The sequence below is a fragment of the Paraburkholderia steynii genome (assembly GCF_900100565.1).
In the GTDB taxonomy this organism is placed as follows: Bacteria; Pseudomonadota; Gammaproteobacteria; order Burkholderiales; family Burkholderiaceae; genus Paraburkholderia; species Paraburkholderia terrae.
In genome coordinates this window covers 1-22,485 of the sequence record NZ_FNDI01000044.1, presented here as the reverse complement: position 1 = coordinate 22,485, position 22,485 = coordinate 1, and the positions used below count along the sequence as shown (strand labels likewise).

The following is a 22,485-nucleotide window of genomic DNA, read 5'->3' as shown; positions in this document are numbered from 1 at the left end:
AGCGTGATACCTGCGATTCAGCGATGGCTCGCACGCGTCGAGATTCGATGTGGCGCGTTTACCGCCGTCACAAAACGCTATCGGCGCAGCTATGCTTTCTGTGTCAGCATGCTCGACAAAGTCGAGCGCCGGCCGGCAATGCGACCGCGGAGGTGCGGGTAGCTTCGCGTAGTTTTAGCGCTCGGATGCAACGACGCATCGGCGCATAGTCTGTCAACCGTCACCGTTCGATGTTGATTCTGAGAACTGCCCTGCATCCTTATGGCGAACGTCCGATGACCGGTGCATTGCAGGCATCTGAACGTCCCGCCACCGGCGTAGGGAAATGACGGCTCATGGCCGGCTGTACTCATTCACAGAAGCCGCGCGTAAGCTGCCGTTGAAAATTTCAACGCAGATCTGCAGCACCCTCATTGAACTGGTGCTCTCGGCCATTTCCGGCCGTTCGACGGTCCCGGGCGAATCGCTGACAATCTCGCGTGGGCGGTCCGTCCTCGCGGCGCCGTCAGGAACAACTTGCGACGCCTTCTGTCTGTGCCGCGCGGCTCCCCTTGGCTCAAGTTTCCGTCCCAACGGCCGTTAGGCCAAGATATCGCTTTGTGTCGAAGTCGCGTTTCCGTCGTAGGATGAGCAGCGCATCAGACGTCGATTAACAGAGCGGCGAAAGCCAATGTTCGACGCGCGGATCGCGATTTTCGGACGGTTGGCGGAACGCTCACTCACCACGGCCAAATCTCATTCCCTGTCACACAAAGCATGCGTCGCCTTCTTTTGCTGCTCATTCTGTCGACTTGTCTCAACTGCCTGATCACCCTTCCGGCATTTGCGCAAGGCGTAGACATGACGGAAGAAGAATTGAGCCGGATGACAGGCGTCGATCCACTCTGGGTGCACATAACCCCGTGTCTCGCGAGATCAACAATTGAGCAGAGTCTGGCGAGACAGCGTGCGGACGGCGTGACCTTGGACCAGATGCGTGAGCAATTGGCCGATCAGTTGGCGAGTAATCCCGATTTCAATCGATTCGTAACCAATTTCTATAGCCTCAGGGAGGGTGAGATTCCCGGGGAGATTCGACAAAGGCACGTCGCCTGCGTCGCAAAGATAATCGGAGCCCCTCCTGAGCGTGTCGACGCATGTTACGTACACAACTACGCCCCGTTCCTTCAAACGCTGTTTGGCCCGAATCCACGGGCGGCGAATCAACTCGCCACAAGAACCGCGTACGTCGAATGTCTGAAAGACGCACAAGAGAGAGCGAAAGGTGATGCGGAAAGGTGATTTAATGAATGGCTTCGTTTGTGGTACCTGCGGGCAATACCATGACAGATTACCGATGTGCTTCGGGCCGAACGCGCCAGCGCTATGGCTATCGATGCCGGAGTCGGAACGTGTCACGCGTGGCGAACTGACATCCGATCAATGTGTGATTGACGGCGAGCATTTTTTTATATTGGGTCGAATTCTTCTCCCAGTCGTCGACGGTCCAGGTCCTTTCGTCTGGTTGTCTTGGGTTTCACTCAGCAAGAGAAACTTCGCGCGGACATGTGAACTCTGGGACATTGAAGGTCGCGAAACCGAACCGCCGTATTTTGGTTGGTTGCAAAGCGCACTGCCTTATGAGCCTTCAACGTTGAGTCTCGGTGTCAGCGTGCATACCATGGTTTTAGGACAACGACCCACAATCGTCCTCGATATTATCGATCATCCCCTGTCACTTGAACAATGCCATGGCATCACCATGGCTCGTGTTCAGGAAATCGCCGAGATATGTTTGCATGGGAAGTCTGGGGTATTGTAGCGCTCGCGTCGACCGTGTTGGTCAAACGTCGGACCAGGAACGGACGCTCGCCATGTGCGGCTGGATTGCCGACAATTCGGCCAGGTCCGAGGGAGAATCAACAGCCTTGCGTGGGAGCGTCACTCAGCGCATTGCACCGGTCTTCCTCCAAGCTGGAGATCAAGAGTGCCTTTGCATAACGTTGTGTCGCTTCCATTCACGTTACTGAATCGCGGTCAGCTTGGTGGCGCAGGCGTGGTTTTCTTCTTCTACACGGTCATCCTCGCCTGTATCGCCAAAGCATTGTTCGACATTGCCAACTTTGCTGGAGTGAAGACGCAGACAGGACAGGCCACGGTCATAGCAAAGCGAATTGTGCCCGCTCATTGGGAGTGGCAAACTCGTGGACGCTATTTGACGCGTGCCTACGTGGAGGAATACGAGATACTGGACTTAATTGTCAACGGCCGAAAGATGACGTATCAACCGATTCCGTGGATTATGGAGCGAACAACAGCAAACACGACGGAGCCAGTCCAGTTCAAGGCTGCCCGATTCAATAGCAAAGTACAGATCACAAAATTCAAGTACCTTTAGTTGGGTAGAACATCCCATTAAGACGGCTGTGCCCACATACCGGCGTATGTTCAGGATCGATGCGTCTCCGAACGGCCGCTCTTGAGAACGCCGAAGGTCGGCTCAGGGTCGCTATGAAGAGGTTTACATAGCGACCCTGAGCCGCCTTTCGAGCGCGCACAAGGTCAACGGCGGGTTCCGGAGCACAACGGCCGTCCGGCTATCCTCGGCGGGCTTCTCATTCCGCGCCGGATCCGAGCGTGATGCCATCGCATCGCCCGTGCAACGGTTATGGGTCTCAACCACTTGCTACGTCGAGTCAGAGCGACTGAAGTCTGCCCGGCCGACTTGACGATCACCGCCATGCACTCGTCTGTTCCGGCTTCTGGCGGTAAGTGACCGCTCCAGTCGCCCGATGCGTTCGCAATGGCTGCGACACGAATCGCTAACGCGTTGTGCGGCGTGCCCTCGATTGCATCGCAACGCCATATGACAGCGCTGCATCGACAAAGCCCCGCACGCAAGGCGAATGCTCGCGAATACGATATGCGACTGCGAGTTCGACATGCTCGTCAAAGTCGCTCAATGGTTTGAACACGACGCCGGGTTGAGCGAATCCGCAGATGGACTGCGGCACGAGTGCCACGCCGTAGCCCGCGGAAGCCATGCTCACCGCAGTAATGAAATCGTTGACCCTGTACTCCGGCTGTGCATCGAACCCACCGACTCGACCGAGCCTGGCAAGGTCTTCGGCGAACCCCGCCGCCTCGTTGAACTGCGGCGCAATGAATGGCAGCTCCCGCAACTGCGAGGCCTTTACAGACTTCGCGCGTGAAAGCGGACTGTCCGCTGGCAGAGCGATCAACAGGCGCTCGCTTTGCACAACCTTCGCAGTGACCCCATCGGGATAATGCGCGCGTGGGCGAATAAAACCGATATCAAGAGCCCCGTCCGACAAGCGTTCCAACTGGTTCGGCGTTTCCATCGCGACGATGTGCATGCGAACATCCGGGCTTGCCGCTCGGAATGCTCTGAGTGTGTCCGGCAGCAACCCGGTTGTAACGGCCGAACCGATATAGCCAAGCGCAACTTGACCTGCCTGACCTCTGGCGGCCAGGCGGCCGATGCGATCGGCACGCTCCAGCTGTCTCAGCGCAGCCGTTGCTTCGACCAGAAAGATGCCGCCTGCGTCAGTCAGCGTAATCGCCGCGCGTTTGTTGCGGTTGAGCAATCTCACGCCGAGGTCGGATTCGAGCCTTTTGATTTGCTGGCTGAGCACCGACTGTGCGATTCCGAGCCGGTCGGCCGAACGCGCGAAATGCAAGTCTTCTGCCAAAGCGACGAACAGCTTGATCTGTCGACTGTCGATCATTTTTAATCTGATTTATCGAATAAAAATTCATTTTATATGGGTTTAACCAATCATAGACAAGGAGTCCAATAGCAACACTTCCTTCCTGATGGACACCTTCATGAGCACCGTCACAACAATGCCAATGGCCGCAGCGGTCGTTACGCAATCGACGTTTTCGATCGACCGTCACCCACATCACGAACGTCTGCGTCATATCACGGTGCAACGTGATGCTTTGAGAAAGTTCTTCTCATCGGTCAAAGACATCGATCTCCAGAACCTCGAATACGTACCGTTCATCCGCTTCAAGGTCGCGAGCGCGCTCGTGCAGGCGGTTGGCGACGGCTTTGCTGAGGCGCTTCGACAGCTCGTGCAGGACCGCCGCACCGGGGGATTTACCATCGGCGTCCAGGACACGACTGCGGATCATGGGGATTTCGTCCGCTTCGGAACGGCGATCGGCTATCTTCTCGGACCGGCGAATCACGATGCCATGTCTGGTACGTACTACGCCCGCTTCCTTGTCAAAGACACGGACAACAGCGACTCCTATCTGCGCCAGGCTTACCGTCTTTTCACATTGCACACTGACGGAACCTTCGTCGATGAGCCGACAGAGTGGCTGCTCATGATGAAGTTCGCGGAAGAGAACGCTGTCGGCGGTGAGTCGCGCTTCTTGCATATCGACGACTGGAGCGAGCGCGGCACCTTCCTCGACGACCCGCTCAGCACACGGGCGTTCCTCTACAAGGCGCCTGGCTCGAAGAACGTCAACGAGCAAGTCGAACGCCCGGTGTTCTTCCAGAGCGAATATGGTCTGGCAATGTCGTTCATCGACCAGTTCGTGCAACCCCGCTCACCCGCTGAAGCCGCCTATCTGCATGACCTGTCGGCATCGATGGAAGCGTCGTCCGCGACACGCGAAGTACCGCTCCCCACCGGCGATCTCGTGGTCCTCAACAACTATTTCTGGCTGCATGGCCGGGCGCCGTTTCAGAAGCATCCGGCGCTGCATCGCGAACTGATGCGCCAACGTGGAGTGTTCTCGAAATGACCACCATTCAGCATCACCGAGGCTACGACGCCGACGTGCTGATCGTGGGCGGCGGCATCGTCGGCGTCTCGACGGCCATGCAACTCATCGACCGGCATCCGGGAATAAGCGTACTGCTACTCGAGAAGGAGGCCGCGCTCGCCGCTCATCAGTCCAGTCACAACAGCGGCGTGATTCACGCGGGCGTGTATTACGCACCGGGAAGCCTCAAGGCCGATTTTTGCAGACGCGGCGCGGCAGCGACCTACGCGTTCGCCCGTCGTCACGACGTGCAGGTCGAGCAATGCGGCAAACTGATCGTCGCGACCAACGACGTCGAAGTCGAAAGGCTCAATGCCCTGTACACGCGTTGTCAGCAGAACCAGCTCGAACCGCAGATGCTCGACGAAGCGGCGCTACGAGAACTGGAGCCACGCATCGCCGGACGGGCAGCAATCCGGGTGGCAACCAGCGGCATTGCAGACTATCGGGGCATGACCGAGACAATGGCGCGGCTCGCTCGGGACGGAGGCGTGCAGATCGCTCTGAATCAGCGCGTTGAGGCACTCCACGAAGACGAAAACGGCATTACCGCGGAAACGTCGAATGGCCGCTTCCGTGCAAGGCATGCCATCGTTTGCGCTGGCTTGATGGCGGACCGCCTCGCGAAGATGTGCAAAGTCGATCTCGACTTCCGTATCGTGCCGTTTCGCGGCGAATACTACCGTTTGCCAACGACCAAAAATGACATAGTCAAGCATCTGGTCTATCCAGTGCCCGATCCTGCCCTGCCCTTCCTTGGCGTGCATTTGACGCGCATGATCGGAGGATATGTGACCGTGGGTCCAAACGCGGTCCTGGCGCTCGCGCGAGAGGGATACCGCTGGCGCGACGCCAATCTGAAGGATCTCGCCGGCATGGCAGCTTTCCCTGGATTCTGGAAGATGCTCGGAAAACACGGCGCATCCGGGCTCAGCGAAATGCGGAACTCGCTGTGGAAGACCGGGTACCTCGAACTGTGCCGCAAGTATTGTCCGGAGCTTGTGCTGTCTGACCTCGAACCCTATCCGTCGGGCGTGCGCGCGCAGGCTGTGATGGCCGACGGCAGCATGGTGCACGATTTCCTGATCCGCCCGTCGCAGCGCAGCCTGCACGTGTGCAACGCGCCCTCCCCGGCGGCGACTTCCTCATTGCCCATCGGCGCCTATCTCGTCGAAGCATTCGACAAGCATTTCGGTCTTGCTCCGCGCTTCCAGCCGCAATCGACCGCTCAACCATGCGGTCTGGCCATCGGATGACGCTCCCGCCGGAAGAACGTGTTTGAAGACGTTAAGCGGCATTTCGCACGTGAACGCCGGTTAGCAAGACGGCGTGCATAACATCTGAAGGCAACACTCACGTCAACGTGGAGCGATGCCTTCACCCGTCCGCGCGTGATCAGGCAACGTAATCTGTCTACACTTACATGCGCTCGAAGACGGCGGCAATACCCTGCCCGCCACCGATGCACATCGTAACCAGCGCGTAGCGCCCACCCACGCGTTGTAGTTCGTGAATTGCCTTGACCGTGATAAGCGCACCCGTCGCACCGATCGGATGACCCAGCGAAATTCCAGAACCATTCGGGTTCACTTTTTCAGGGTCGAACTTCAACTCTCTGGACACCGCGCATGCTTGTGCTGCAAACGCTTCGTTCGACTCGATCACGTCGAGGTCGTTGGCGGTGAGCCCCGCGCGCGCCAGAGCCGCGCGAGTCGCCGGCACGGGTCCGATGCCCATCATTTTCGGGTCTACGCCGGCGTGCGCATACGCAACCAACCGTGCCAATGGCCGCGCCCCGCGTTGCTCGGCAGTCGCACGCTCCATGAGCACCAACGCCGCCGCTGCATCGTTGATGCCCGAAGCGTTCCCTGCTGTTACCGTGCCGGCGTCGCGTTCGAATACGGGCTTGAGTCGAGTGAAGTCCTCAGGCGTGGCATTCAGACGTACGTGCTCGTCGGTGTCGAAAACCGTTGCGCCGCCTTTTCCATTCAAGGTGATGGGCAGAATCTGCTCCTTGAAATAGCCCTGCGCGATAGCGTGTGCAGCGCGTCGATGCGACTCGAGCGCCAACGCGTCCTGCTCCTCTCGCGAGATGCCGAACTGCCGCGCAACGTTTTCCGCCGTTACGCCCATGTGGTACCGATGAAATGGATCCGTTAACGAGCCGAGCAGCATATCGACAAGCTTCGCGTCGCCCATGCGTGTGCCGAACCTCGCGTGAGGCGCGACGTATGGCGCGCGACTCATATTTTCCGCCCCGCCCGCGACCGCGATGTCGGCGTCGCCCAGCAGGATGCTGTGCGATGCTGAAATAACGGCCTGTAATCCAGACCCGCACAGGCGGTTCACCGTCAGCGCGGGCGCGTGTTGAGACACGCCTCCTTCGATGGCGGCCACGCGCGCCAGATACATATCCTTCGGCTCTGTGTGAATGACGTTGCCGAAAACGACATGCCCCACTTCCGCACCGTCGACAACCGCACGCGAGAGCGCCTCGCGTACGACTTTGGCACCCAGTTCAGTCGGCGCGATGTCTTTGAGGCTACCGCCAAAACTACCGATCGCAGTCCGAACACCACTTGCAACCACCACTTCGCGCTTCATATTTGTTCACCTACGCTAATCCGATCCGATTTCACCTTGTTGGAGCAGAGGTTGAGAAAAACTTGAATCAATGCGGCGCAGACTGCGCCGCCCCACACGCGGAGACAATTTCGTTAGCGATAGAAGGCGCGCCACCCCGCTTGTGGTGCTGAAGAAGTCTCAGCCAAGGCGCACTGCCGGTTCACCAGTACGCTCAAGCCCGTCGACTTTCAGCCAGGTAAAGCCACCGGCCCAACAGGTACGCCGCGAACGGCAGAATGGCCGCGAACGGAAGCCAGCGCAACGCGACCTGAAGACCGACTGAGTCCGCAAACACACCCGTGAGAAATGGACCAGCTGCGAGACCCAATATGTTGTTGAAGAGCGTCATCGTGGCAAATGCCGAACTGTGGATAGCGGGTGATGTTGCACCCGCGACGATGGCGCTACAGGTGCCGAACGAACTGGCGAGAAAAAACACAGCGGGTACGAGGAGTGCGAGTTGCAAATTGCCCTGCGGCAAGCGAAATGCGATCTCTAGCAAGACGCCGAGCAGAAGGCAATAGCAAATGGCCATGTTCCATCTTCTGACCAGGGAATCGCCGCTGATCCTGTCGGTTAACACGCCACATAGGAGTTGTCCCATGCCGCTCACAAGCACGAGCCCGGCTGCCACCAGGGACGCTTTGCTCACCGGCATGCCCCAGTAGCGATTAAGGTAGCTAGGCAGCCACACGAAGAGCGTGCCTTGAATGAATATCTGAAGTGCGCAGCCGATGTACGCACACAGCACGGAGCGCGCCGGAAACAGGCCGGAGAGAAGCGCGCGAGGCGTCAGCTTTATTTCACCATACATGGGTGTTCCACCCGTGTTGTCAGGATTCGCATGAGCGAGTCTTTTTTCCGTGACCAGGAGGCAGTAAATGATCACGAGCACAAAGCCAAAGATCGACATCATGCCCATCGACCAGCGCCAGCCGAAGTGCGTCGCAATGAGGCCGGAAAGCGAAACACCGAGCACGGACCCGAACGCAGCGGCAGACGTGAACCCGCCAGCGATGGTAGAACGAAGATGCTTCGGAAAGACGCTCATCAGCATTGCAATGCCGACGCTTCCGTAGGCGGCCTCACCGATGCCAACAAAGATGCGGGCGATGAACATCTCGTGATAGTTGCTGGCGACTGCGCACCCAAGCGTGGCAAGACTCCACAACGCGACCATCACGGCGATGCTTTTGACCCGACCCCAGCGGTCCGCCACGATGGAGAACGGAAGTGTCAGTATGCCGACCGCCAACGGCACCACGCCGCTCAGCGAGCCGAGTTGCGTATCGGACATCTGCCACTGCACCTTCAGGATGGGAAACAAGGCATTGATTGCCTGCCGCGACATGTAGTCGGACAGCAACAGGCAAAACATCAATGCAAATACCACCCATGCGTAGGTCCGGGTTGCACTCGCCGCTACAGTTGGCTCAGTCGGCATTGCGTTACTCGTATACATGTTCAATTCTGTCTCCTCCGTGATTCACAAATTCGATGTTTCCTGCTTGCCGTCAGCTACGCCGGACGCATTCTTTGTGTCTCCGTGCGTGCTTCGGACCTGAATGCCGGGTTCGGCATCTTGATAACTGTTGACTCCTCCACCAGAAAAGTAGTCTTCGGGAGAGTCGGTACTCGCCGATTGCAAGACATTCACTCGGACTCAGGATAGCACCGTGTTTTATTTTTGACGACATTAATTACGAAACTCGTCTCACTCCCGGTGCTGTACCCGATAGCGGAACGTCGCGCGTTGGCGCAAACCCTGGGCGGGAATGACGGATACTCCGTTTTAGGTACCGGGATGAACTCGAAACTCGATGTGCTTTGAATCAGTAACCGCATCGATGAGCAACTGTGCGGGTGTGATCCAAGGAGGATGCACAGTCTGACAAGAGTGTATTTTCCAGTTGATGCGCCGCGTCGGGCCTGAAGAGCCGACAACCGCACTGAACACTATCGTTGTGCGGACCATTGTTGGGCGTACCAAGGCGAGGGGCTCGAAAGTTGAACGGCGTACCCAGCCCAGGCGCGAGCAGGAATTGCCTGGAATGAAACTGGATCGGCGACAGGACATTGCGCGCCGACTCGTCTCCATGCAGGAGACGCCCCGCTCAATCTGATCAACCTCGCGGGTACGATAGCTGCGCCGTCGATGATGAAAAAGTTCGCGGCGGCGCTTCGCCAGACGGGATCCCGCGCGCGCGTGACTCAGGCATGTCGGGCGCAGGGAGAACGGCTCACTCCACGGAGGCGGCCGCTACTTTGGATTGAGCCGCTTTTGGAGAACGCGCGCGCCGGATGTCGGTCGCGTTTGCAGCGAGTGCGCGAATGGCCACATCTTTCGCCTCGTCCAATCGCGAGGCCGCGAGAGAAAGCAGCAGTTCGCTGTCCCGCTTGCTTGCGGCCTTCTGCAGCGCGCGCCAGTCCTTTAACGACGCGCGAATCGCTTGCGGTGCGGCCACGAATCCTAGCCGCACATAGCGCAGCGTTCGCAATGAAATAGAGTGCAGGACATCGACAAGAAGCCGGTTGTTGCACAAACTGACCGTCGCGAAATTCAGAAGGAAACTTTCCACAGCGTAAGCGTCCGCCGATTCCTCAGCCGCTTTAACCAGCCTGGGCATATGTGTGTCGAACAACGCTTCGAGTTCGACAGGGCACTCGCGCGCCACCTGCTCCAGCATCGTGATGTAAAGCACGCTGCGCACACGAAATATGTCTCGAAGCTCGTCTTCGTCAGGCGCAGTCACGATTGCTCCACGCCGGGCCTGAAACTCGACGAGGCGATCGCGCTCCAGAATGCGCATCGCCTCCCGCACGGGAGCGCGGCTGACGTGCAATACCTCGCTGATATCTTTCTCCAGCAGACGCTGCCCCGCTTTCACCAGGTCGAGCGTGATAACGCCAGCTAACCGGACGGCGATCTGCTCGGCAATCGGCGCCGATGCGTACGCCCATTCGTGTCCACGCAGGACCGCCCGCTCGACCGCCAGCATCAGTGAATTCCTGGGCGTAAGGAGCGCGGAAAGATCGGGAAGGTTTTGCGTTTTATTACGGGCCATGGCGTAGGACGGAACGAGTTTTTGTCGAATTTAACGCTTAGACATTATAGTCTTCGGCATTGTAATGTCGACAAGAATCCGGTCTCAATCGTGAGGAACCGGTCTCCCGGACCCGGGGGGCACGACAACCCGTCAGGTGCAGACACGCACCCGACTCGCAGCAGCCGGTTAGTAAGGTATGTCACCTTCGATTCCGGCTCGCTCCATCTTACGCGGCGCCGGCCAGTAGTCCATTACCGCATAGTGCTGCGTCGATCGGTTGTCCCAGACAGCAACGCTATTCGGCTTCCATCGGAAACGTACCTGGTACTCGGGGATCGACGCCTGGCTTTGCAAATAGCTCAACAAAAGACTTGCGCCGGGCGTCTTGTCCAGACCGTAACGGACATTCTCAACCGTGTGGTAGTTGACGAAATGCGTGGTAAAGCTTCCGACATAGAGAATCTTCTCGCCAGTCTCCGGATGCGTGCGCACGACGGGATGTTCCACCTCCGGATTTTGTACCGCAAGCTTTCTTCGTTCCTCCGGATCCATTGCAGCGCCGAAGGAGTGTTCAATACTGCTCTTTGCCCGCAGGCCCGCGATGCGCTTTTTGATGTCGTCAGGCAATTGCCTATAGGCCTCGACCATGTTGACCCAGATCGTATCGCCCCCTACCTCGGGTGACTCGACGCAGCGGAGTACGGCACCCATGGACGGGTTCGGCCGCCAAAGCCCGTCCGAGTGATAGTTGTTCTCATACGGATTCTTTGCGTCCGATCGATAGATCTGCACAAGGCCCGGGTGCTCGGGATCGCTTCCAGCCACTGGGTGGTCTTCGAGTTTGCCGAAACGGCGCGCAAAGGCGATATGTTCGGCCCGGGAAATATCCTGGTCCCGGAAGAAGAGAACCCTGTGTTTGAGCAGCAGGCCCTTGATGTCTTCGAACAGCGATGCATCTCGAGATGCGTCTGCCAAGCTCACGCCAGCCACTTCGGCACCAATGCAGGCGGTCAGCCTCTCCACTTTGATCATGAACGATATCTCCTTGGTATTCGATGATTGTTCCGGCAGCCCCCGATGGTGTACGCGGGACGCGCTCCACGGCTCTGCGGAGCGCGACGATGGAAATTCCTGCCTGCCTGTATCTAGAAGATAGCAGTTACCTCAATTTATGTCGACATTAATTTATCAATTCCCAAACACATCGCTTTGCGAGATGCGTCGATCGGTGCAAGCCCGACAACCTTCGCGCGATTGCGCCCCTTCTACAGAGCGGTCATCGTGAACGACAGGCAAGCCCGCGAATCGAATGCAGCAGTGCCATTGCGCGCTCCGCAGCGTGCGAGCCGTCCGGTAAATCGCCGCGTACATAGAGCGGGCGAAGCTCTTCGATTTCAGTCAACGCGCCAAGCAATTCGCCTTCGGCGAGGGAATACTTGCGGAGCATGTTGACGACCAACATCGAGTTATGAACGATGTCCTCACTGTCCGACGAGAGTTCGCTACGATGTAGCGCGTAGTTTGCCCAGTGCGTCCCAGCCAGCATCGCCGCCTCGATTTTCATTTCCCAGTCGTCTTCACGAAGAAGCTTCATCGAGTTCTCGATGTTTTTTCCGCCTTGCGCCGGTGATTCTCAGCTTTCATATCGGGTGCCTGCTAATACGCGTTCCAATACAGCCATGATTCGCGCAAATGCCTCTTCACACTCGTCGACGATCGCTTGCGTCGGCACTCGATCGCCGCGAATGCATGGGTCACGATGATGCTCGATCGAATACAGGGCGTCTTCGAGTTGCCGGATCAGCGGCGGTATGTCCCCTTCGATTTCCGGCCAACCGACATGACTTACATCACCAGGCCCTCGCAGTTCTCGGGCATAGCTGCCGTCCGGCTGCCTGACAACGTGTACGCCGGGGATGGTTGAAAAGACAGGATCGTCGCGGGTCAGGCCGACGACGTGAAGCGCTGTATTGAATACGTTGATGCCCGCGGTCAACGTGGACCAGAACCACAATTCGAAGTCCCGCAACGGATCGAGGCGCTGGCGAAGCGCAGCTATTCGGCGCACCTTGTCGATATGAGAAACGACCTTCATGCAGCCCCCCTCGCACGCACACGAGTCTCTGGCCCGCCACTTCGCGGTCACCCACATCTGGCCAGACTAACGTGCATCGCTCATCAGAAGTTATGACGGATACCCATTTCAAGACCAATCTGATTCGACCCGGGAAATGGCGCGGCAGGAACGGCAGTCCCTGCGGAGACGGAGTAGATGGCTCCCTTGCCATTGTTCTTCATATACCCAACCACGCCGTATACTGCAGTACGTTTGCTGAAGTCGTAATTCACCCGGACTACACCGAGCGTGCCGTTTGCGTCGTCTCCGCTATTACCGACATGTGAAACCTGAGCATCGAAAACCCAGGCTCCATATAGCAGTGATGCGCCCAAATATTCGATATCTGTCCTGGCGGACCGGGTGTCGCCGTGAAGGAGCCGGTGTATCCAGCCAACGCCGAAGCGCACGGGTCCAGTGGTCAAATGAGCATTCAGCTGGTAGCGACGGTCCGTGTCTGCGGATTTCGTAAATCCGACACCTGGCGCGCCTGGAACGACCGCTATCGGCGCGGAGCCCGGACCGCCTCGCAACTCTTCGTACGTCGCGGCAACGCCCCACGAGTTAGCGTCATATTTGAGCATCGCGGAAAGCCCGCGGCAGGCGAGAAAATCGTTTCCTGTCTGACCGGCGCAGTTCCCAGCGGCCGATGCATCCCGGCCAAAGGAATAGCTCGCGCCCACTGTTAGCCCAGCAAATCTGCCCATATAGGCCACGGAGTTATCGAAGCGATCCGACAGCAAGGCGCTGTCAAGCGAACCAACACCACCTATTCCCGCGGCGCCCATGATGTTTGCATCGATCATTCCCCACGTTTGCATGCTGTACTGGCGACCGAGCGTAAGTTGCCCCCATGCGTTGCTTAAACCAATGTAAGCTTGTCTACCGAACAGGCGATTGCTCTGCAACATCGTTCCATTCGAAACGGCAAAGCCGCTTTCCAACGTAAAGATCGCCTTCAGGCCACCGCCCAGATCTTCCGCACCTTTCACCCCCCATCGCGAGGGTACGTCTCCGCCTCCGATGACCGGCATTCGCGCAAGCGACCCACCCGTTGGGGTTGCGTGAGTGATGAACTCGACACCGGTATCCACGATGCCATACAGCACAACGGAACTCTGAGCGAATACCGGCGTGGACGCGATGGATGCTGCCAGTAACAACAAAACTCCTGATTTCTTCACCTTGTCTCCTCTTGACTTCAGTTAAGCCTGCGAGCCGTCGGTGACCCACACCGGCGAGGGGTCGTTGACGCACCTGCACTTCATCCAACGGACCGGCCATTGGCTGCACCCCGAACGCAGCGAAGGCGACGCTGCCGGAGATCGACGACGCCGACTGGGTGAATCGAGCACCGACAAACACGCCACACTTAGTCTTGTTGTTGTCGACATTAATATTTATACCGAGACGACGGAAACGCACCAGGTGAAAGTACTTATCCATATTTATGTCGACATTAATGATGTTCGAGACTACACTCCGAAACACAATGGCTTCGTCGCTGCTGCGACCGGAGCGAAGTCAGTGAACGGAGGAAGTCCGATGTTGTTGAGACCGTCGATTGCCCAGAGATTGGTGAAAGAGGTTCGCATCGCCCGGCGAATTGCGGCGCGGCTCGCTTCCGTATTCACGCCACCCAGCAACCTTGCGGCCGTGCCTCATGAAGCCCTGTGCTACGGGTGCATGGTCGGCATCGTGGTGCCGGCCCACCATCACATCGCGTCGAGTGAAATCCCACTTGACGATCTGGATATCGAACTGAACATGGCTCCGCCGTTATGCCCGACAGAAACGAATCTAGTGACGGGAGCGTGATCGTTGCCATGAGAAGCCGCATTCGGCGCATGGCATGTAGAGCAGGATGTGGTGCCAGACATGACCACTAACTGGCCGCTTCAGATATTCAGCCGACAGCGGCCACATCCTCGACATTCATATTCCAACCTGGAGATGCAACAACATGAACTTTCTTGACGGCCATCTGTATCCCGAAAACCAGCAGCCACTGGTCATCACCGCCGCTCCCTATGCGCCGGGCTGGATTCCCTCAGATTTCCCGGAAGACATCCCCATCACCATGGCGGAGCAGATCCAGAAAGCCGTGGACTGCTATGAAGCCGGCGCCACAGTGCTGCACCTGCATGTGCGCGAGCCCGATGGCAAGGGCAGCAAGCGCCTGTCCATGTTCAATGAGCTGATCGCCGGGGTGCGCAAGGCGGTTCCGGAAATGATCATCCAGGTGGGCGGCTCCATCAGCTTCGCGCCCGAATCTGACGGCGCAGCCGCCAAATGGCTTTCCGACGATACCCGACACATGCTGGCTGAACTCGATCCGAAACCCGATCAGGTGACAGTGACCGTCAACACAACGCAGATGAACGTGACGGAGCACGCTGGCATCGACGACTTCAAAGGCGTATCGCGCGGATTCCCTCAACTCTATGGGACCTACAAGGACATGATCGTGCCTTCGAATCCCAGCTTTATCGAGGAGCACATCCGACGCCTGAGCGCCGCCGGCATCCAGAGTGAGTTCCAGGTCTACAACATCAACAGCTTTGAAACGATTGAGCGTCTGATTCGCCGCGGCGTCTACAAGGGGCCGCTGGTGATGAACTGGGTGGCCATTAGCGGCGGCATGGATCAGGCGAACATTTACAACCTGGCCAACATGTTGCGTGCCGTACCTGACGGTGCCGTCGTCACCGTGGAAAGTTCGGTGCTCAATGTGCTGCCCATCAACATGATTGGTATGGCATTGGGTCTACACGTGCGGTGCGGCATCGAAGATGTGCTGTGGAACCAGACCCGCACGGGCAAGATGAGTTCGGTGGAGCAGATCAAGCAACTCGTGCGTATCGCCGGCGAATTCGGTCGACCGATCGCGACGGCGAAGCAGGCACGAGAAATCTGCAAGATTGGCGTCTTCTACGACACCGCGGAAGAGACGCTCCAGGCCAATGGTTTCGCGCCTAACCGTAATGGCGGAAACCAGGGATTCCTGCGCAAACCGGACTGAAGCGGCTGAGCAAAACAATACCATTCGCCGTATGCATCATCCAGATCGTCCACAACGGACTAGTACTGATGCAGAACTGCCCCCACATTGACCGGAATTTTTCTGGCGCGGGTGAGGCCATAAGGCCTTGCGAGCCGCTGGTGACTGCGGCGACTACGCCTTTACAGGAGACATTATGGCAAAAATCGTTAGATTCTACGAAACGGGAGGCCCCGAAGTCCTTCGTTTTGAGAACGCTGAAGTTGGAGACCCGGGACCGGGAGAAGTGCGCGTACGGCATGTGGCCGTAGGTCTCAACTTTGCCGACACCTACTTCCGCGGAGGAACCTACACGGTTCCGCTTCCTGGCGGCCTCGGCAACGAGGCTGCCGGTGTGGTCGAGGCCATTGGTGCCGGCGTGACCCATCTGGCGGTCGGCGACCGTGTGACCTACACAGGCTTCATCAATACGCTGGGCGCCTACAGCACTGAACGGCTGATTTCTGCCGCGCTGCTGATCAAGCTGCCAGAGGCCATCAGTTGTGAGACGGCAGCCGCCATGACCATGCGAGGCTTGTCCGCCGCCTATCTGGTACGCCGGATCTACCCTTTCAAGACGGGCGATGCGGTACTGCTTCACGCAGCAGCAGGCGGCGTCGGACTAATCGTCTCGCAGTGGGCCAAAATGCTTGGCCTCACCGTGATCGGCACGGTTTCGACTGACGCCAAGGCTGAAGTAGCACGCGCCCACGGCTGCGATCATACGATCAACTATAGTCATGAGGATGTTGCGAAGCGCGTGCGCGAACTGACTGACGGAGTGGGCGTGTCGGTGGTGTTCGACAGCGTGGGCAAGGCCACCTTCATGTCCTCGCTTGACTCGCTCAAGCGCCGTGGCCTGATGGTCTGCGTCGGCACCGCTTCCGGCACGATCCCGCCGTTCGATCCGCAAATTCTGGCCCGCAAAGGCTCGCTGTACCTGACCCGACCGGGTCTGGCCGACTACATCGCCGATCCTGCCGAAAAGGCCGAACTGGTCGATGAGCTGTTCGGCCACGTAGCCGCGGGCCGCATCCGCGTCGAGATCAATCAACGGTATGCCCTACAGGATGCGGTGCAGGCGCATCGAGACCTGGAGGCCCGAAAAACAACAGGCTCCTCCATTTTCCTGATTTGAGCGTGTGAGTTGCCGGGCGCCAGCGATCACGCTGACCTGGCTTGCAGAGCACAGCCGCCTCAACTCGCGTGCGACGGGATAAGGCTCCGCTGCCGGGAGTGCATTTCCCGGCAAGCGGCTGCCTCGCCGAAAAAACGGTCCACATTACGCGCCGCATTCTGCTCCTCGAATTTTCATTTCACTGAGCCAGACGCGCTCATGTTCCGAAGGACCTGAGCACGCCTCGCCGAAGCGTGCGACCAGCTTCATTCAATTGATTTCTTACAGAACCTGGCCAATGACATCTTCACCGCCACCAACCATCCTGATTGTTCCCGGCTTACGGGACCATGTCGAGGACCACTGGCAAACGATTCTTGCGCGCAAGCTGCGGAATGCGCGCGTCGTGCCGGCGCTGGAACACGACAAGCTCAGTTGTGCGGCGAGGATCGAAGCACTCGATCAGGAGCTTGCCAGTATCACTGGACCTGTGGTGCTTGTGTCACACAGTGCCGGTGTGATCACAACGGTACATTGGGCGCAGCGTCATCAGCGTGAGATCGGGGGCGCGTTGCTCGCGGCGCCGCCCGATTTCGAGTCGCACCTGCCAGACGGTTATCCGACGATGGACGTCTTGAGTCAGCACGGCTGGTTGCCAATTCCACAGGTGCGGCTGCCGTTTCCGAGCATCATTGCAGCCAGCACGAACGACCCTCTTGCGCGGATCGGAAAGGTCGCACAGATGGCGAATGCGTGGGGCAGCCGTATGGTTGACGTGGGCGCTGTAGGCCACCTCAATCCCGCGTCGGGGTTCGGCGAGTGGCCGCGTGCTTTGGAATTCGTCGACGAACTGAGTTGAGGCGCTAACGTGGCGGTCAAGGCGCTCGCACATACTTCGTCAGGCGGCTACTTTTGGAGCTGAACCGACGTTTGAGCGTCTGATCGATACGATCGACGAACGGCACTTTCTGGCCCGAATCCGGAACCTCATCACGGTGCGCGACCGAGGCTTCGACCAAGCTCGGCGATCTGATTTCGAAGAGCGTCAAGAAAAACACTCACACGGTTCGGCACATAACGTCGGCTCGGCATGACGGCCCAGACCGACAGATCCTCCATCGTCGCGTCCTCCAGGTGAATCTGCTCCAGCGAGTTGTCGGCCAACTGTCGAAATACGTCCCAGTAGGTCAACTGGGCAAGTCCCAGCCCTTGCACGGCAGCCGTGCGTGCCGCTTCGACGCTGGTCGTGGTGACGTAAGCGTCCACGTGCTTGCGTATCAATGCTCCGTTCACGATGAGCGGCCACTGTCTCACCGCGTTCAACCGGATGCAGGCATGATCGTCCAGCTCGGAAACTCTGGCGGGACGCCCATGCTTCTTCAGATACGCGGGCGCCGCGCAGATCAGTCGAGGGTTTGGCGCGATCTTCTTCGCCACCAGTTCGGAATCTTCGAGCGGCGCAATCCGCAACGCCACGTCAAGCCCCTGTCCCACGATATCGACCTGACGGTCAGACAGATCGATATCGATACGAAGGTCAGGATTCGCTTCCAGTAAAGCGGGAAGCATCGGTAACACGACCGACTGCCCGAAACCGCTTGGAGCCGTCATGCGCAGCACCCCCGACGCACTGCCCGGTGATGGGCCGAGTTCGGCTCGCGCGCCCGTCTCTGCGTCTGCCATCGCTCTGGCATACGGGATGAAAGCTTCGCCCTCGGCGGTCAAGGTCAGCGATCGGGTCGTCCGATGAAAAAGGCGCACGCCGAGATCTTCCTCCAGCGCCGCTATCCGTCGTGACACTTGCATCGGCACGACGTCGAGTTGTCGGGCCGCAGCAGACAGGCTTCCCGCCGATGCGACAGTCAGAAAGGTTCGAATGTCTGGAAGAAGCATCGTTTATATCCAAAAGTGTTAGAGCGGCTTCACATTCCCATGTCTGTTTCCCGGTGCTCGCGGCGCCTACCATGCACTCACCTTCTCTTCGACGCGAGCAGCAAAATGACCGATACGACTTCCCTGATCCTTTCCCCATATCAACGCGACGGCATCGCAGTGAGAAACCGCCTTGCAGTCGCCCCGATGACCCGCATTACCGCCACCGAAAAAGGTCATCCGACGCAGACCATGTTCGACTACTACCTGCGCTTTGCGGAAGGCGGCTTCGGTCTTGTGACGACTGAGGGAATCTATACCGACAAGGCGTTCTCGCAAGGATACCGGTTTCAGCCGGGCCTGGCGGACGACGAGCAAGCCCGGGGCTGGACGGCTTTCATCCGGGACATGCAGAAGCGGGGCGCGTATGTCGTCGCACAGCTCATGCATGCAGGCGCGCTGAGTCAAGGCAACTTCTATCGAACGGGCACTGTGGGACCGTCATCAGTGCGTCCGAAAGGCAAGCAGATGGAGTTCTACTTTGGCGAGGGCCTTTACCCGGAACCGAGGCAGATGACCGCGCGCGAAATCGATGAGGCCGTAGAGGGTTTTGTGAGCGCTGCCCGGCGTGCTGTGAATATCGCAGGCTTCAATGCGGTGGAGATTCATGGCGCCAATGGCTATCTGCTCGACCAGTTCCTGACGGCAGAGACCAATCGCAGAACAGACCGTTGGGGCGGAGACACGAATGCGCGCGTCCAGTTGCTCGCCGACGTCGTAAAGGAAGTGAAACTGGGCATTGGAAACGCAGTACCCGTCGGCATTCGAATCTCCCAAGGCAAAGTCAATGATTTCACGGCGAAGTGGCCGGGTGCGCGAAGCGATGCCGAAGTGATCTTCGGCACGCTGGCCGCTGCGGGCGCAGACTTCATTCACGTCACTGAACACGAAGCGTGGCAGCCTGCATTCGAAGGCGAGACAGATAGCCTCGTCGCGCTGGCCCGTCGCTATGCACCGGACGTCACGATCCTTGCGAATGGCAACTTGCATACAGCGGATCGAATCGCCAACGCACTGGAGAACGGTGCAGATCTGGTGACGATAGGACGCGGCGCGCTAGCCAACCCTGACTTGCCGAAAGTGCTGTTGCAAAAACGTGAACCCAGAACATTCGATGGTTCGATTCTTCAACCGGTAGCGAACATCAAGGAGGCAGAACTGTCCGTGCGGACGGTCGACTGAACAAGAGCAATGGGCATTCAAGTGTCCGTTCCACTCAGGAATCAGCCATTCGATTGAATTAAATCCGCCTCTCATCTAGAACTTGTGCCGCACGCGCCATAGTGACTTTGCATTTGGGATAGTGACGACAGCCCCAGAACGACCCGCCCTTTCCCTGTCGTTGTACCATCTTCACGCCGCAGGCCACACAAGTTGGCGTCTGGTAGTCGCCTTCGAACGCCAGCGCAAGCAGCTTCGCTTGTTTGCCGGCTTCCAAGGCACGAATACGTTCGACGATGCCTGCGCCATCCACCAATAGAATGTCAGCCTGAGAGGCATAGTCCTGAACTGGTTGGCCGATGAATCCTGCTAGTGACCAAAAGACGCCGTGCTTCACCTTTTTCGAATGCATGACGCCGCCAAGAGCCCTCACTGGTTCAACCTTCACAGGGGTCCGCCACGCTTTGCACTGGACGACCGCAATCGGAGCTTCCTGCCCATCCCTGTATAGGGTGGCGTCGATACCGCCATCAGCACCAAAGGGCACCCCCTTGACGGTGAAGCCCCTGGCCTCGTAGTACCAGACGCACAGCATCTCAAATCGTTTCCATTCGAGTTGTCTGATAGCACTGATGGTCCATTCTGTGGGCTTCGCACGCGACGCCGAGCTGGCTTCGTCGATTTGGCCTGCTGTATTCGAACTGATTCTCCTGACGGGACCGCTCGTGCGGACAACACGGAGAGTAGGCTCCTTGTGCAAGGGCGATACGGCGCCCGGCGCAGAATCGGGCGCCGCCTGACGCTTCCGAGCACGCAGATAGGCCAGCAGCACAAGAAAGGCAAACATCGTTGCCGGAGCCCATGCAAAAAGCCGATTCATCGTGACCACGCCGCGCAGGACGTGATTCGCTGCCATAGCTGCCGGTACAGCCGCGTTGAAGATGACGTAGCTTGCCAACGCCAGCAAGGCCGAAACCCACCACGGCGCATCCAGCAGTACGTGAGAGACCGACTGCTTCCTTTTCCTGTTGCCCACTCTTGACCCCTTCATAGCACACGCTGCGCGACATCAACATCTACAAGTTACTGTAGTAGGCTGCCCGCTTCACAGATGCCGCTGAACGTCGCGGCGGTCTTGGCGTCCCAGCTTCCGTCCGAAAGTTCGATGAAGCCTTCTGCGTCGTTCGGCATCGTGGCCATAACGCCCGTTGCGTGCGCGCCGGAGAGACCAGGGAGAGCGGGAGTGGCGGTAAGTCTCAGCGGTTTAAGCGTTTTCATGGCGAGGCCTTCACTTACGAGATCAATAAAAATTCCTATTGCCCGAGAAGCTCGCTGAGTTTTGGTGGGTCTTATTGCTGGTCTTTCGGAACGCTTTCAGTATGAGGGCCTGACGAATGGCCGCGTGCGGTGAGTTGTCACAGAACGAATGCTTACTCTAGGCGGGCGTCGCGGGCGGCGGGGTTTCCGGTCCGGAGCTACGCCAATTTTGGTCGACGTACCACCTGGCCAGGGCGGTGGACGGAGGGAAGATAGGAGGGCCCGCGACGCGTTGAATCAGGCAGAACCAATAACAGGATCGGCCTAGGAGATGTCGGGTGCCAAGAGTGACAGGGGACCGTTGTTCTCTCATACCTGCCGTTACCCTGTAATCGACTTGAGCGTCGGCAACGGGTCGGGAAGGTGAGTTCGTCGATCGAGAAAGCTGTCATTGAATACCCCGAGTCTACTCGCCGGCGGCAGTCCGCCACATTGCTGACGTAGCGGTAGCGCCGCCCCAACAGCAGCAGTGGCCGATATGCTCGCATTGAGCATCGGGCTGGTTTCGGAGTGAACCAGTCGTTCGACTGACGGATCCGTGCGATAAACGAGCGGCATCAATTGTCCGACTGTACGCGCTCGAAAACTGACTTTGGGCCGTTCGTTGAAACCTTCACGCTGCGCCAACTTCCGCTTTGCGATAATTTGCGCGAAAGTGGGAGTTCCATCGATGAAATATCATGCCTTCCATGCCTACATCGGCATCACCCCAGAGTCGGGGGCGCTCTTGCAAGGGCCGCACAAACGCCAAGACCCCGCTTTTGAGGGCGGGGTCTTGTCTTGGGTAAGGAGCCTGACGATTACCTACTTTCACACGGGCAATCCGCACTATCATCGGCGTGGAGTCGTTTCACGGTCCTGTTCGGGATGGGAAGGGGTGGTACCGACTCGCTATGGTCATCAGGCATGACGGGTTGCTGCGTCGCATCTGGGGTGCGCCACAGCCAATCTGGAAGAAGCGTAAAGAGGGTGTTGGGTTGTGTTGTTTCTGGCACAACACTGATCTCTCAACCGTGTGCGTGTCCGTACTCCCTTCGGGAGTGGGATGCCCGTAAGTGCTGAAGCACTAACGATCATCGACACGAGACACACCTGTTATAGGATCAAGCCTTACGGGCAATTAGTATCAGTTAGCTTAACGCATTACTGCGCTTCCACACCTGACCTATCAACGTCCTGGTCTTGAACGACCCTTCAAGGGGCTCGAAGCCCCGGGGATATCTCATCTCAAGGCGAGTTTCCCGCTTAGATGCTTTCAGCGGTTATCTCTTCCGAACATAGCTACCCGGCGATGCCACTGGCGTGACAACCGGTACACCAGAGGTTCGTCCACTCCGGTCCTCTC

Annotated in this window: 21 protein-coding genes and 2 rRNA genes; 10 read left to right on the top strand and 13 right to left on the bottom strand. The window is 58.2% G+C overall.

Going from position 1 to position 22,485, the window contains the following annotated elements; translation table 11 throughout:
* Positions 1-840 precede the first annotated feature (840 nt).
* The 3 genes from BLT65_RS47520 to BLT65_RS42220 all read left to right on the top strand — a co-directional run bounded on the left by BLT65_RS47520 (position 841) and on the right by BLT65_RS42220 (position 2,377).
* Positions 841-1,281, top strand: a complete 441-nt coding sequence (locus BLT65_RS47520; RefSeq protein ID WP_091790002.1) for a hypothetical protein — start codon at positions 841-843, stop codon at positions 1,279-1,281.
* A gap of 4 nt (positions 1,282-1,285) precedes the next feature.
* Entirely contained in the window at positions 1,286-1,801 is a 516-nt protein-coding gene (locus BLT65_RS42225) for a DUF2199 domain-containing protein (RefSeq protein ID WP_091790000.1), read from the top strand.
* Positions 1,802-1,966: 165 nt separating this feature from the next.
* Complete coding sequence (locus BLT65_RS42220; protein ID WP_091789997.1) at positions 1,967-2,377, top strand: hypothetical protein; 411 nt, start codon at positions 1,967-1,969, stop codon at positions 2,375-2,377.
* Positions 2,378-2,801: 424 nt separating this feature from the next.
* Here the strand turns inward: BLT65_RS42220 and BLT65_RS42215 are convergent, their stop codons facing one another.
* The gene (locus BLT65_RS42215) at positions 2,802-3,728 is read right to left on the bottom strand and encodes a LysR family transcriptional regulator (protein ID WP_091789994.1); all 927 of its coding nucleotides are present in this window, start codon (positions 3,726-3,728) and stop codon (positions 2,802-2,804) included.
* A gap of 100 nt (positions 3,729-3,828) precedes the next feature.
* Between BLT65_RS42215 and glaH the strand changes: the two genes are divergently transcribed.
* Both glaH and lhgO read left to right on the top strand, forming a co-directional pair.
* Positions 3,829-4,764, top strand: coding sequence for a glutarate dioxygenase GlaH (glaH, locus tag BLT65_RS42210; protein WP_244187027.1), 936 nt, complete (start codon positions 3,829-3,831; stop codon positions 4,762-4,764).
* Positions 4,761-6,041, top strand: coding sequence for an L-2-hydroxyglutarate oxidase (lhgO, locus tag BLT65_RS42205; protein ID WP_091789991.1), 1,281 nt, complete (start codon positions 4,761-4,763; stop codon positions 6,039-6,041). The genes glaH and lhgO overlap by 4 nt, the downstream gene beginning before the upstream one ends.
* Positions 6,042-6,204: 163 nt before the next feature.
* Here the strand turns inward: lhgO and bktB are convergent, their stop codons facing one another.
* From bktB to BLT65_RS42170, 7 genes are all read right to left on the bottom strand, one after another.
* Positions 6,205-7,389, bottom strand: a complete 1,185-nt coding sequence (gene bktB, locus BLT65_RS42200; protein ID WP_091789988.1) for a beta-ketothiolase BktB — start codon at positions 7,387-7,389, stop codon at positions 6,205-6,207.
* Positions 7,390-7,582: 193 nt separating this feature from the next.
* Entirely contained in the window at positions 7,583-8,854 is a 1,272-nt protein-coding gene (locus tag BLT65_RS42195; protein WP_244187024.1) for an MFS transporter, read from the bottom strand.
* A 796-nt stretch (positions 8,855-9,650) separates the two neighbouring features.
* Positions 9,651-10,409: a GntR family transcriptional regulator gene (locus tag BLT65_RS42190; protein ID WP_341865854.1), complete on the bottom strand. Its 759-nt coding sequence runs from the start codon at positions 10,407-10,409 to the stop codon at positions 9,651-9,653.
* A 234-nt stretch (positions 10,410-10,643) separates the two neighbouring features.
* Entirely contained in the window at positions 10,644-11,489 is an 846-nt protein-coding gene (locus BLT65_RS42185; RefSeq protein WP_425273210.1) for a TauD/TfdA dioxygenase family protein, read from the bottom strand.
* A 244-nt stretch (positions 11,490-11,733) separates the two neighbouring features.
* Entirely contained in the window at positions 11,734-12,051 is a 318-nt protein-coding gene (locus BLT65_RS42180) for a hypothetical protein (protein ID WP_143036672.1), read from the bottom strand.
* 39 nt (positions 12,052-12,090) lie between these two features.
* The gene (locus tag BLT65_RS42175; RefSeq protein ID WP_091790045.1) at positions 12,091-12,552 is read right to left on the bottom strand and encodes a hypothetical protein; all 462 of its coding nucleotides are present in this window, start codon (positions 12,550-12,552) and stop codon (positions 12,091-12,093) included.
* A gap of 83 nt (positions 12,553-12,635) precedes the next feature.
* Positions 12,636-13,757, bottom strand: coding sequence for a porin (locus BLT65_RS42170; protein WP_167306649.1), 1,122 nt, complete (start codon positions 13,755-13,757; stop codon positions 12,636-12,638).
* A 40-nt stretch (positions 13,758-13,797) separates the two neighbouring features.
* On the opposite strand from BLT65_RS42170, the gene BLT65_RS42165 reads away from it, so the two are divergent.
* The 4 genes from BLT65_RS42165 (at position 13,798) to BLT65_RS42150 (ending at position 17,589) form a co-directional block, all read left to right on the top strand.
* On the top strand, positions 13,798-14,391 hold the full coding sequence (locus BLT65_RS42165) for a hypothetical protein (protein WP_091789977.1): 594 nt from the start codon (positions 13,798-13,800) through the stop codon (positions 14,389-14,391).
* Positions 14,392-14,536: 145 nt separating this feature from the next.
* Positions 14,537-15,595: a beta-keto acid cleavage family enzyme gene (locus BLT65_RS42160; protein ID WP_091789974.1), complete on the top strand. Its 1,059-nt coding sequence runs from the start codon at positions 14,537-14,539 to the stop codon at positions 15,593-15,595.
* Between the two features lie 175 nt (positions 15,596-15,770).
* Positions 15,771-16,751 (top strand): quinone oxidoreductase family protein, encoded by a 981-nt coding sequence (locus BLT65_RS42155; protein ID WP_091789972.1) that lies wholly within the window; start codon positions 15,771-15,773, stop codon positions 16,749-16,751.
* A 277-nt stretch (positions 16,752-17,028) separates the two neighbouring features.
* Positions 17,029-17,589: an RBBP9/YdeN family alpha/beta hydrolase gene (locus BLT65_RS42150; protein ID WP_091789971.1), complete on the top strand. Its 561-nt coding sequence runs from the start codon at positions 17,029-17,031 to the stop codon at positions 17,587-17,589.
* 131 nt (positions 17,590-17,720) lie between these two features.
* On the opposite strand, the gene BLT65_RS42145 is transcribed toward BLT65_RS42150, so the two are convergent.
* Positions 17,721-18,623: a LysR family transcriptional regulator gene (locus BLT65_RS42145; RefSeq protein ID WP_091789968.1), complete on the bottom strand. Its 903-nt coding sequence runs from the start codon at positions 18,621-18,623 to the stop codon at positions 17,721-17,723.
* A 105-nt stretch (positions 18,624-18,728) separates the two neighbouring features.
* Between BLT65_RS42145 and BLT65_RS42140 the strand changes: the two genes are divergently transcribed.
* Positions 18,729-19,844, top strand: coding sequence for an NADH:flavin oxidoreductase (locus BLT65_RS42140; protein ID WP_091789965.1), 1,116 nt, complete (start codon positions 18,729-18,731; stop codon positions 19,842-19,844).
* Between the two features lie 58 nt (positions 19,845-19,902).
* On the opposite strand, the gene BLT65_RS42135 is transcribed toward BLT65_RS42140, so the two are convergent.
* From BLT65_RS42135 to BLT65_RS42125, 4 genes are all read right to left on the bottom strand, one after another.
* Positions 19,903-20,859, bottom strand: coding sequence for a restriction endonuclease (locus tag BLT65_RS42135; protein ID WP_091790043.1), 957 nt, complete (start codon positions 20,857-20,859; stop codon positions 19,903-19,905).
* 47 nt (positions 20,860-20,906) lie between these two features.
* Positions 20,907-21,101: a hypothetical protein gene (locus BLT65_RS46880; RefSeq protein WP_143036671.1), complete on the bottom strand. Its 195-nt coding sequence runs from the start codon at positions 21,099-21,101 to the stop codon at positions 20,907-20,909.
* 830 nt (positions 21,102-21,931) lie between these two features.
* Positions 21,932-22,045, bottom strand: a 5S ribosomal RNA gene (gene rrf / locus BLT65_RS42130).
* A 194-nt stretch (positions 22,046-22,239) separates the two neighbouring features.
* Positions 22,240-22,485 (bottom strand): 23S ribosomal RNA (locus BLT65_RS42125); the annotation flags it as partial.

Excerpts from the sequence above, each read along its gene's own strand:
- BLT65_RS47520 (WP_091790002.1), top strand. The coding sequence starts at position 841 with ATGACGGAAGAAGAATTGAGCCGGATGACAGGCGTCGATCCACTCTGG.
- BLT65_RS42225 (WP_091790000.1), top strand. The coding sequence starts at position 1,286 with ATGAATGGCTTCGTTTGTGGTACCTGCGGGCAATACCATGACAGATTA.
- BLT65_RS42215 (WP_091789994.1), bottom strand. The coding sequence starts at position 3,728 with ATGATCGACAGTCGACAGATCAAGCTGTTCGTCGCTTTGGCAGAAGAC.
- glaH (WP_244187027.1), top strand. The coding sequence starts at position 3,829 with ATGAGCACCGTCACAACAATGCCAATGGCCGCAGCGGTCGTTACGCAA.
- lhgO (WP_091789991.1), top strand. The coding sequence starts at position 4,761 with ATGACCACCATTCAGCATCACCGAGGCTACGACGCCGACGTGCTGATC.
- bktB (WP_091789988.1), bottom strand. The coding sequence starts at position 7,389 with ATGAAGCGCGAAGTGGTGGTTGCAAGTGGTGTTCGGACTGCGATCGGT.
- BLT65_RS42195 (WP_244187024.1), bottom strand. The coding sequence starts at position 8,854 with ATGCCGACTGAGCCAACTGTAGCGGCGAGTGCAACCCGGACCTACGCA.
- BLT65_RS42190 (WP_341865854.1), bottom strand. The coding sequence starts at position 10,409 with ATGCTGGCGGTCGAGCGGGCGGTCCTGCGTGGACACGAATGGGCGTAC.
- BLT65_RS42185 (WP_425273210.1), bottom strand. The coding sequence starts at position 11,489 with ATGATCAAAGTGGAGAGGCTGACCGCCTGCATTGGTGCCGAAGTGGCT.
- BLT65_RS42180 (WP_143036672.1), bottom strand. The coding sequence starts at position 12,051 with ATGAAGCTTCTTCGTGAAGACGACTGGGAAATGAAAATCGAGGCGGCG.
- BLT65_RS42175 (WP_091790045.1), bottom strand. The coding sequence starts at position 12,552 with ATGAAGGTCGTTTCTCATATCGACAAGGTGCGCCGAATAGCTGCGCTT.
- BLT65_RS42160 (WP_091789974.1), top strand. The coding sequence starts at position 14,537 with ATGAACTTTCTTGACGGCCATCTGTATCCCGAAAACCAGCAGCCACTG.
- BLT65_RS42155 (WP_091789972.1), top strand. The coding sequence starts at position 15,771 with ATGGCAAAAATCGTTAGATTCTACGAAACGGGAGGCCCCGAAGTCCTT.
- BLT65_RS42150 (WP_091789971.1), top strand. The coding sequence starts at position 17,029 with ATGACATCTTCACCGCCACCAACCATCCTGATTGTTCCCGGCTTACGG.
- BLT65_RS42145 (WP_091789968.1), bottom strand. The coding sequence starts at position 18,623 with ATGCTTCTTCCAGACATTCGAACCTTTCTGACTGTCGCATCGGCGGGA.
- BLT65_RS42140 (WP_091789965.1), top strand. The coding sequence starts at position 18,729 with ATGACCGATACGACTTCCCTGATCCTTTCCCCATATCAACGCGACGGC.
- BLT65_RS46880 (WP_143036671.1), bottom strand. The coding sequence starts at position 21,101 with ATGAAAACGCTTAAACCGCTGAGACTTACCGCCACTCCCGCTCTCCCT.